Annotated in this window: 8 protein-coding genes; 7 read left to right on the plus strand and 1 reads right to left on the minus strand. The window is 52.0% G+C overall.

The annotated features are described in order from the left end of the window. The first annotated feature begins 158 nt into the window (after nt 1-158). Genes ACXLDX_RS08800 through ACXLDX_RS08820 form a run of 5 tightly spaced genes read left to right on the plus strand, consistent with a single transcriptional unit; the run spans nt 159 to nt 5,226 of the window. Nucleotides 159-1,217 carry a BMP family ABC transporter substrate-binding protein gene (locus tag ACXLDX_RS08800; RefSeq protein WP_457576802.1) on the plus strand — a complete coding sequence of 353 codons (1,059 nt, stop codon included), beginning with the start codon at nt 159-161 and terminating at the stop codon, nt 1,215-1,217. Between the two features lie 8 nt (nt 1,218-1,225). Continuing rightward, nucleotides 1,226-2,290 carry an ABC transporter permease gene (locus tag ACXLDX_RS08805; protein WP_457576803.1) on the plus strand — a complete coding sequence of 355 codons (1,065 nt, stop codon included), beginning with the start codon at nt 1,226-1,228 and terminating at the stop codon, nt 2,288-2,290. Beyond that, nucleotides 2,290-3,210: an ABC transporter permease gene (locus ACXLDX_RS08810; protein WP_457576804.1), complete on the plus strand. Its 921-nt coding sequence runs from the start codon at nt 2,290-2,292 to the stop codon at nt 3,208-3,210. Before ACXLDX_RS08805 ends, ACXLDX_RS08810 begins: the two co-directional genes overlap by 1 nt. A 42-nt stretch (nt 3,211-3,252) precedes the next feature. After that, the gene (gene gpt, locus ACXLDX_RS08815) at nt 3,253-3,741 is read left to right on the plus strand and encodes a xanthine phosphoribosyltransferase (RefSeq protein WP_457576805.1); all 489 of its coding nucleotides are present in this window, start codon (nt 3,253-3,255) and stop codon (nt 3,739-3,741) included. A gap of 3 nt (nt 3,742-3,744) precedes the next feature. Then, nucleotides 3,745-5,226 carry an ABC transporter ATP-binding protein gene (locus ACXLDX_RS08820; protein WP_457576806.1) on the plus strand — a complete coding sequence of 494 codons (1,482 nt, stop codon included), beginning with the start codon at nt 3,745-3,747 and terminating at the stop codon, nt 5,224-5,226. A 15-nt stretch (nt 5,227-5,241) separates the two neighbouring features. Here ACXLDX_RS08820 and ACXLDX_RS08825 read toward each other — a convergent pair whose 3' ends face one another. Then, a complete protein-coding gene (locus ACXLDX_RS08825; protein WP_457576807.1) occupies nt 5,242-6,048 on the minus strand; it encodes a TerC family protein in 807 nt (268 codons plus the stop codon). A 146-nt stretch (nt 6,049-6,194) separates the two neighbouring features. Between ACXLDX_RS08825 and ACXLDX_RS08830 the strand changes: the two genes are divergently transcribed. Both ACXLDX_RS08830 and ACXLDX_RS08835 read left to right on the plus strand, forming a co-directional pair. Further along, complete coding sequence (locus ACXLDX_RS08830; protein ID WP_457576808.1) at nt 6,195-6,617, plus strand: 4Fe-4S binding protein; 423 nt, start codon at nt 6,195-6,197, stop codon at nt 6,615-6,617. Continuing rightward, nucleotides 6,614-8,315 (plus strand): aldehyde ferredoxin oxidoreductase N-terminal domain-containing protein (locus tag ACXLDX_RS08835; protein WP_457576809.1); only part of this gene is annotated, 1,702 nt, incomplete at its 3' end. The genes ACXLDX_RS08830 and ACXLDX_RS08835, both read left to right, overlap by 4 nt.

The following is an 8,315-nucleotide window of genomic DNA, read 5'->3' on the forward strand; positions in this document are numbered from 1 at the left end:
ATTTTATTACCTCTGAACTGTAATTGCTCACAGGTGCCGCAGATTTTTGCAGGCTCTTTTGTTTGCTATAGCCTACCTATGCGGACAAAAGAGACCGTGAAAAGCTGGGGTACCTGTGAGCAATTACTGCCAAATATTGAATTGGAAGGGAGAAGAACATGCGATTGTTAAAGGTGCTGATGGTGGCAATGATGGCTTTCGGGCTTGGTGCTGCCACGGTTTCAGCAAAGGATATGAAGGTCGGGTTTGTCTATGTCTCGCCCATCGGAGATGCTGGTTATTCCTATGCCCATGACCAGGGAAGAAAGGCCGTTGAGGCCATGGACGGTGTGACGACTTCCTATGTGGAGTCAGTCAAGGAAGGCCCCGATTCGGAACGGGTCATTCTCAATATGGCCCGCAAGGGATATGATGTGATTTTTGCCACCAGTTTCGGTTTTATGGATCCCATGCTGAAGGTTGCCAAAAAGTTTCCGAAAATTGCATTCCTGCATTGTTCCGGGTTCAAGACTGCAAAAAACATGGGAAATTATTTTGGCCGTATGTACCAGGCACGTTACCTGTCGGGGATGGTTGCCGGAGCCATGACCAGATCCAATGTTCTCGGTTATGTGGCTGCCTTTCCTATTCCTGAGGTTATCCGCGGGATCAACGCCTTCACTCTTGGTGCCCAGTCCGTCAATCCCGACGTGACCGTAAGGGTTGTCTGGACCAAGACCTGGTATGATCCGGCAACGGAAAAAGAGGCTGCCAAATCCCTTCTTGACGTGGGCGCTGATGTCATTGCCCAGCATCAGGATTCACCCGGCCCCCAGGAAGCCGCCCAGGAAAAGGGGGTTTATTCAATCGGTTATAACTCTGATATGTCAGCTTTTGCTCCCAAATCACATCTCACAGCCCCGGTCTGGAACTGGGGCCCATACTACACCAAGGTGGTTGACGAGGTACGAAAGGGAACCTGGAAGGCAGGCTCTGACTGGCCCGGCCTGAAAGAGGGCATTGTCGGTCTTGCGCCTTTCGGCCCGATGGTTCCGAAAGATATTCAGGAGAAAGTTAATAAGAAGAAGGGCGAAATTGCAGCGGGCCAGAAAGTATTTGTCGGTCCGGTGAAAGATCAGCAGGGAAATGTGAAAATTGCTGATGGTGTTGCCGCGACGGATGGTGAACTCCTCGGGATGACCTGGTTTGTGAAAGGTGTAGTGGGAACAACCCAGTAATCTGAAGCATGCAATATTTTCGTATTGTAAAAAGACAGGAGCCCCTCGGTACAGGCGGCTCCTGTCTTGTTTTACTGGCTGCGATAACCCTTTCTCTTCTGTTCAGTGGCCTTTTGCTGTTTTTGCGGGGGACACCGCCTTTTGAAGGGATCCTGACCCTGTTTACCGGAGCTTTCGGTTCCCGCTGGGCTCTTGAAGACAGCCTGCTCAAGGCCATTCCGCTCTTTCTCTGCAGCCTTGGGGTTGCCGTTGCCTTTCGTCTCCAGATCTGGAATATCGGGGCGGAGGGCCAGTTTGCCCTGGGGGCCATTGGTGCGACCTGGGTCGCCCTCAGTTTTCCCGGCTGGCCCCGCTTTGTACTGCTTCCGGCCATGACAGGGGCAGCCATAGCGGCAGGCGGGATCTGGGGGTTTATTCCCGCTTTTCTGCGTCAGCGTCTGAAGACAAACGAGATCATTGTCAGCCTGATGATGAACTATATCGCCATTCTTCTCCTGGAATATCTTGTATATGGTGTATGGAAAGACCCCACCAGTTTCGGCTTTCCCATGACGCCCTCATTTTCTGAAGCAGCGATTGTGGGAAAGATCGGTTCCACTTCCATAAACTGGGGACTTGGTCATTGTTTTGTTCTCGGCGTGCTTGTCTGGGGATTTTTCAAATATACGAGGACCGGGTTTGAGCTGAAGGCCTGCGGGGATAATGTCAGGGCGGCCCAATATGCCCGCATGCCCTATGACCGCCTTGTTTTTCTGGTGATGTTTATCAGTGGAGCTCTGGCAGGCTGGGCCGGGTTTGTCGAAGCGTCGGCCACGGTGAACAGGCTCCAGCCGAGTATTATGGTGGGGTACGGTTATACGGCAATCGTTGTGGCCTGGCTGGCCCGCCTGAATCCGCTCAGTATCGGTATCGCCTCTTTTCTTCTCGCGGGACTCCGGGTAGGGGGGGAAAGCCTGCAGCTTGATCTCCAGGTACCGGCGTCTTTTGGCGGAATTATCGAAGGACTTATTCTGCTCACTGTTCTTGCCGGTGGTCTGTTCACCCATTATCGCATAGTTTATCGGAGGAACTGATGGAAATCGCTATCATCATTCCTCTTCTTGCCGCCGCGGTCCAGTCGGGAACACCGATTCTGTATGCCACCCTGGGCGAAATTCTCACGGAGAAATCCGGGGTCCTCAACCTGGGGGTTGAGGGAGCAATGATCGTCGGGGCACTTGCGGGATTTATTGTCTCCAGGTCTACCGGAAGCCCCATGCTCGGCCTTGCGGCCGCGGGATGTGCAGGAATGTTTCTCACAGCTTTTCATGGTGTTGTCTGCCTCTGGTTTCAGGGGAATCAGGTTGTTTCCGGACTGGCTCTCACCATTCTTGGTACCGGTCTCGCCAATTATATAGGCACTTCCTATGTGGGGCTTTCCGCGCCGGGTTTCGCGCCCTTTAAACTGCCGCTGTTTTCTGCTGTTCCAGTCCTGGGGCCGATTTTTTTCAACCATGATATCCTTGTCTATCTCAGTTACCTGGTTCCTCCCGCACTCTGGTTCTTTTTTTCCGGTACCCGCTTCGGCCTGGGACTGCGGGCGGCAGGGGAATATCCGGCGGCGGCCACCGCGGCCGGCCTGAATGTTATCGGCTATCGCTGGTTCGGCATCTGTTTCGGCGGGTTTTTCATGGGGTTGGGAGGGGCCTATCTTTCTCTCGCCTATACCCACATGTGGACCACCAATCTTACAGGGGGGCGTGGCTGGATCGCTGTGGCTCTGGTGATTTTTGCTTTCTGGCGACCGGGTCGCGCGGTTCTCGGAGCATACCTGTTCGGCGGCATCATGGCCCTGCAGCTTCGACTTCAGGCTTCCGGTACCCAGCTGCCTTCATCTATTCTGCTTATGCTGCCCTATGGTCTGACGGTTTTTGTCCTGGTTCTCTCCTCATGGCGAAAAAAGATAAATGAGGAACCGGGAGCACTTGGAGTCAATGTGGAGCCTGCTGATTGATTCAGGCTCTAAGCAATACTAGGAATTTTTAACGAGGAAAAAATGTCCACAAATTCAACCTATAAAAAAACCTATCCCATCTCCTGGGATCAGCTGCATCGTGATTCAAAGGCCCTGGCCTGGAGGCTGCTGGGCATGGATTACTTCAAGGGTATTATTGCCATCACCCGGGGTGGGCTTGTTCCGGCGGCGATTATTGCAAGAGAACTCGATATCCACCTGGTGGATACCATCTGTGTTTCCAGTTATGACTGGAAAGACAAGAAAGGGGAGGCCGATGTTCTCAAAGGTTTTGACGGAGACGGGGAAGGTTGGCTGCTTGTTGATGATCTTGTGGATACGGGCCGGACAGCGAAGGTTGTAAAAGAGCTGGTTCCAAAAGCCCATTTTGCCACCGTCTATGCCAAGCCGGCCGGTCGTCCCCAGGTGGATACTTTTATTACCGAAGTAAGTCAGGACACCTGGATTCTTTTTCCATGGGACACTGAATCTCAATTTGTCACGCCCCTGGCCGGAATGGAGAAGGGCTGAACAATGGTGCCACCTCTTATTCGGCTTGAAAATATTTCCAGATCATTTGGCCGGGTCCGTGCCAACCATAATGTGACGCTGGAGATTAAGGCCGGCAGAGTTCTTGCGCTTCTCGGGGAAAACGGGGCCGGTAAATCCACACTTATGTCGATTCTTGCAGGCCAGCTTCAGCCCGACGGCGGACAGATTTTTCTTGAGGGAAAAAAAGTGCGGTTCACCACTACCGAGAAAGCACTGACTGCTGGAATCGGCATGGTGTACCAGCATTTCAAGCTTGTTGAAAATATGTCGGTAGCCGAGAATGTATTTCTTGGACACAAGGGCGGTTTTCTTCTGAAGAAAAGGGAGATGCACCGCGCGGTCCGGAAACTTGCCGATCAGTACCAGATGCGGGTTGACCCGCAAGCAATGATTCATGAACTGTCAATGGGAGAGCGTCAGCAGGTTGAAATATTGAAACTGCTGCACAGGAAAAGCCGGGTTTTGATCTTTGACGAACCAACGGCGGTTCTTACTCCTGACGAGGCGGAAAATCTTTTCGCTACCATGAAGATCATGGTTGAAACGGGCAAAGGCATTGTTTTTATAAGTCATAAACTGGAAGAGGTCATGGCCGTAGCCGATACTGTCGCTATTCTGCGCCGCGGAGAAATTGTCGATACCGTGGTGGCCGGTGACGTGAGTTCAACGGCTGAACTGGCCGAGCGTATGGTTGGCCGGGAAGTGCTTCTGCAGGTCAACCGGGAGCCCATGGAACCCCGGCAGATTGTTCTGAAGGTTTCGAATCTGTCCGCAGGAAAGTTGGACGGGATACATTTTGAGGTGCGAAAAGGGGAGATCCTGGCCCTGGTCGGAGTGGCAGGCAATGGTCAGAAGCCCCTTGTGGAAACGATTTGCGGCCTTACCCGACCTCCGCGTGGAACAGTCTCGATTCTCGGGGAGGAGTGGCGGAAGTTTTTCAGCAGATCGAAGTGGGAGAGAACCCTTTCCTATATTCCCGAAGACAGACAGGGACTCGCCACCTGCCAGGGGTTGGATCTGCTTGATAATTTCCTGCTGACAACCAGTGGCGGCTTCACACGGGGAATATGGCTTGATCGTGAGCCCGCCAGGGAAAAGCTTGAATACCTTATCGAGACCTTCGATATTCGTCCTCCCGATACAGCTGCCCTGGCATGGCAGCTTTCCGGCGGCAATCTCCAGAAAATGGTACTGGCCCGGGAATTTTACAGAAAACCGCGACTGATTGTGGCTGAACAGCCCACCCAGGGGCTCGATATCGCCGCCGCGGAAGATGTCTGGAACCTGCTGCTCAAAGCCCGTGAACAGGCGGGGATTCTCCTAGTCTCCGGAGATCTTTCGGAGGCTCTTGCTCTGGCCGATCGTATCGGGGTCATGTACAATGGCCGGATCGTGTCCATCTTCTCCACCGATGATGGTCCGAGTGTTGCCAGGATTCCAAAAATGATGGCCGGACTGGTATAATTCTGTTTCTGTTCCTCAGCTCACATTTTTCCTTCTGCGCAGATGGATCGGGTTCTGTTCCCTCTTGCGTTCAACCCAGTTCTGGTAGAGATCGACTGTAAACATCAGCATCAGAATAAAAATGACGATCCACTGCGGGATATAGGGAAAGGCGCTGCCGTTGACGGTCAGATGGGCCACGTGACCGCCCTCCAGAATAAGGACAAAACCGATGAGAAGAAGAACAAAGAGACCGAGAATTTCAAAATCCGGGTTTTCCGTCATATAGTCGGAGATAGTACCGGCAAAAAACAGCATAATGCCTACAGAGATAACCACGGACCCGACCATGACGAGGAAGATATCGGTCATGCCGACCACGGTGAGAATGGAATCAACGGAAAAAAGAACATTCATACCGACGATGATGGCCAGCACCTGGTAGAAATTGGCGGCTGATTTTACTTCCTGCTCAATACCTTTGGATTTATGACGCAGTTCCTTGACACCTTTCCAGATGAGAAAAAGGCCTCCGATAAAGAGAATAACGGCCTTCCAGCTGAGAGCACCTTCTATTGTTGAACCAAGAGGCAGTTTCAGGTCCAGGTGGAAGAAGACATCTGTTGCGTATTTCAGGATCCAGCTGACCATGGAAAGCAGAATGATACGGAAAAACATGGCCAGTATCAATCCGAGGTTTATCGCTTTTTTTCGCTGGCTGACTGGCAGTTTATTCGCTAAGATGGTAATGATGATCAGGTTGTCGGCTCCCAGGGCAATCTGGATCAGGGTAACGGAAAAAAGGTTGAGCCAGAAGAGAGAAGTGAAAAATATGTCAAACATATGTACTCCATGGATAAATGAAGGTGTTGCATTAAAATACCGGATTTGTCTGGCAAGCACTATTTAATGAAAAAGCAATTTAGCATATTATTATTATTCTCTCCTGATTTTTTTACAGGAAACGGGGACGAATTGACAATTTTACCATGAAACAGCTGACATCTCCGAGAATGGACCAGTGTATCGGCTGCCAGTCATGCAGCCTGGCCTGTGCCCGTGCGGTTTATAAGAAGATATCATGGAACTGCAGTGGAATCCGTATCCATTCCACCGGTGGTCTGACTTCGGGATTCGTGGCCGAACGCTGTCTGGCCTGTGAGCCTGCTCCCTGCGCAGAAGTGTGTCCTTCCGGTGCGTTCAGCGGGCGACGGGGAGGTGGGGTGATTTTTAAAAGAACGCTTTGTATTCGGTGTGGTAATTGTGTCGAAGCCTGTCCGGTTGACGCCGTATACCGGGATATGGAAGGAAATGTATACGTCTGTATTCACTGCGGGGCCTGCGTGGATTACTGTCCCCAGAACTGTCTTGAAATGCGGGATACTGCACCGGGGACGGAGGTGGAATCATGATGCGGGAAGAATTTCGGATACTGTTCGTGGATGGTTCCAGGGGCAAAGGTAAGATTATACTTCTTGATGGCCGTAATGAGGTCGCGGGCGGCTCCGGCCTTGCGGCCATGCTCTATGAGAAATATGGGTATCCTGAACTGGACTGGGATGATCCCGCCCAGCCGCTGATTTTCGCAATAGGTCCTCTGACAGGCTGTTTCCCCTTGATGAGCAAGACGGTTTTTGCCTTCAAATCCGCCTACCATGGCGAATATACCGAAAGCCATGCGGGGGGACGTCTGGCGCTTGCGTTGAGGTTCTCGGATCTGGATGCGCTGGTGATAGTGGGTAAGGCGGACAGGCTGAGCTGCCTCAGCATCGGTGCCAGTCACCTGGAGCTGACAGATGTGGAATTCATGGCAGGAATGGACAGCGAGAGCAGTGGCAGGCTGATTCGACGGATGTATAAAAAGGGCAGCGGCCATCGCTCGATCCTGCGGATCGGGCCGTCGGGAGAAGCCGGTCTGGCCATGGCCTGCGTCAATGTCGATACTTTCCGGCATTTTGGCAGAATGGGGGGCGGGGCCGCCCTCGGTGCGAAAAATATCAAGGCGGTTATAATCCATGGTGACAGTGATTTTGCAACACCATCTGACAAGGCCTATCTGCGTCTTTACAAGGATGTGTATGGCAGGGTTACAGCCACGGATATGATGCGGAAATATCATAATCTCGGTACTCCGGCCAATCTGGAAAAGCTCAATGACATTTCTTCTCTGCCCTGGAGAAATCTCCAGAAAACCTGTGATCCCGCCATCAGCGCGATTACCGGCAAGGTGTTTGCCGATAAAACCCTGCTGAGAAACGGTGCCTGCTCCGGCTGTCCGGTCGGCTGTATTCATATCGGTTTTATCCGGGAAAAAATGGTTCGGGACAACCGCTATCATTTTCATCAGGTTGCCTATGACTATGAACCCATCTTTGCCCTGGGAACCATGCTGGGAGTTGTGAAGCCGTTTGATATTTTACGTATTCTGGATGAAATGGAAAAAAGCTGCCTGGATGCCATGTCCGGCGGGGTTGCTCTTGCCTGGGCAGCTGAAGCAACAGAAAGGGGACTGCTTTCCAGAAAAGAAACCCTGGTTGATCTTTGTTTCGGCGATGGGGAGGGTTTTCGTAAGGCTGCCCGTTATCTTGGCCGGGGAGCCAATGAATTTTACCAACAGCTGGGACAGGGAACATTGAAAGCAGCCACTGTCTATGGCGGAGGCGAATTCGCCTGTGTGCTGGGTCAGGAAATGGCGGGTTACGCAACAGGAGAACTCTTTTTTGCAGCTCAGACTCTAGGGTTCCGCCATTCACATCTCGATACTGGTGCCTATGGGTATGATCAGAAGGTAAGCGGAAAAGATGTTGAAAAAGGAGTCGATTTCCTCATTGGAGATGAGCCGGCAAGGGTTTTTCTCACCTCCATGGTTGCCTGTCTTTTTGCCCGGTCGGTCTACCGGGAGGAATTATTGGCCGAATGTCTGGAGAGCGTCGGGTTTTCCACGCTTGCCGGGAAAATAGGGGAGACAGCGGAATATATCCGCGGTCTGCGCTGGCGGGTTCGGGCGGCAACAGGATTCAATCCGGAGAATTTTTCCATCCCGAAACGCTTTTACAGTGTCAGCACATGGAAAGGAAAAGTGGATACAGACTATCTCAATCAGTTGAAAA

The organism is Desulfomarina sp., assembly GCF_054039375.1.

What these genes read in the sequence shown, in the direction of transcription:
- gpt (WP_457576805.1), top strand. Translation starts at nt 3,253, where the DNA reads ATGTCCACAAATTCAACCTATAAAAAAACCTATCCCATCTCCTGGGAT.
- ACXLDX_RS08810 (WP_457576804.1), top strand. Translation starts at nt 2,290, where the DNA reads ATGGAAATCGCTATCATCATTCCTCTTCTTGCCGCCGCGGTCCAGTCG.
- ACXLDX_RS08830 (WP_457576808.1), top strand. Translation starts at nt 6,195, where the DNA reads ATGAAACAGCTGACATCTCCGAGAATGGACCAGTGTATCGGCTGCCAG.
- ACXLDX_RS08825 (WP_457576807.1), bottom strand. Translation starts at nt 6,048, where the DNA reads ATGTTTGACATATTTTTCACTTCTCTCTTCTGGCTCAACCTTTTTTCC.
- ACXLDX_RS08805 (WP_457576803.1), top strand. Translation starts at nt 1,226, where the DNA reads ATGCAATATTTTCGTATTGTAAAAAGACAGGAGCCCCTCGGTACAGGC.
- ACXLDX_RS08800 (WP_457576802.1), top strand. Translation starts at nt 159, where the DNA reads ATGCGATTGTTAAAGGTGCTGATGGTGGCAATGATGGCTTTCGGGCTT.
- ACXLDX_RS08820 (WP_457576806.1), top strand. Translation starts at nt 3,745, where the DNA reads ATGGTGCCACCTCTTATTCGGCTTGAAAATATTTCCAGATCATTTGGC.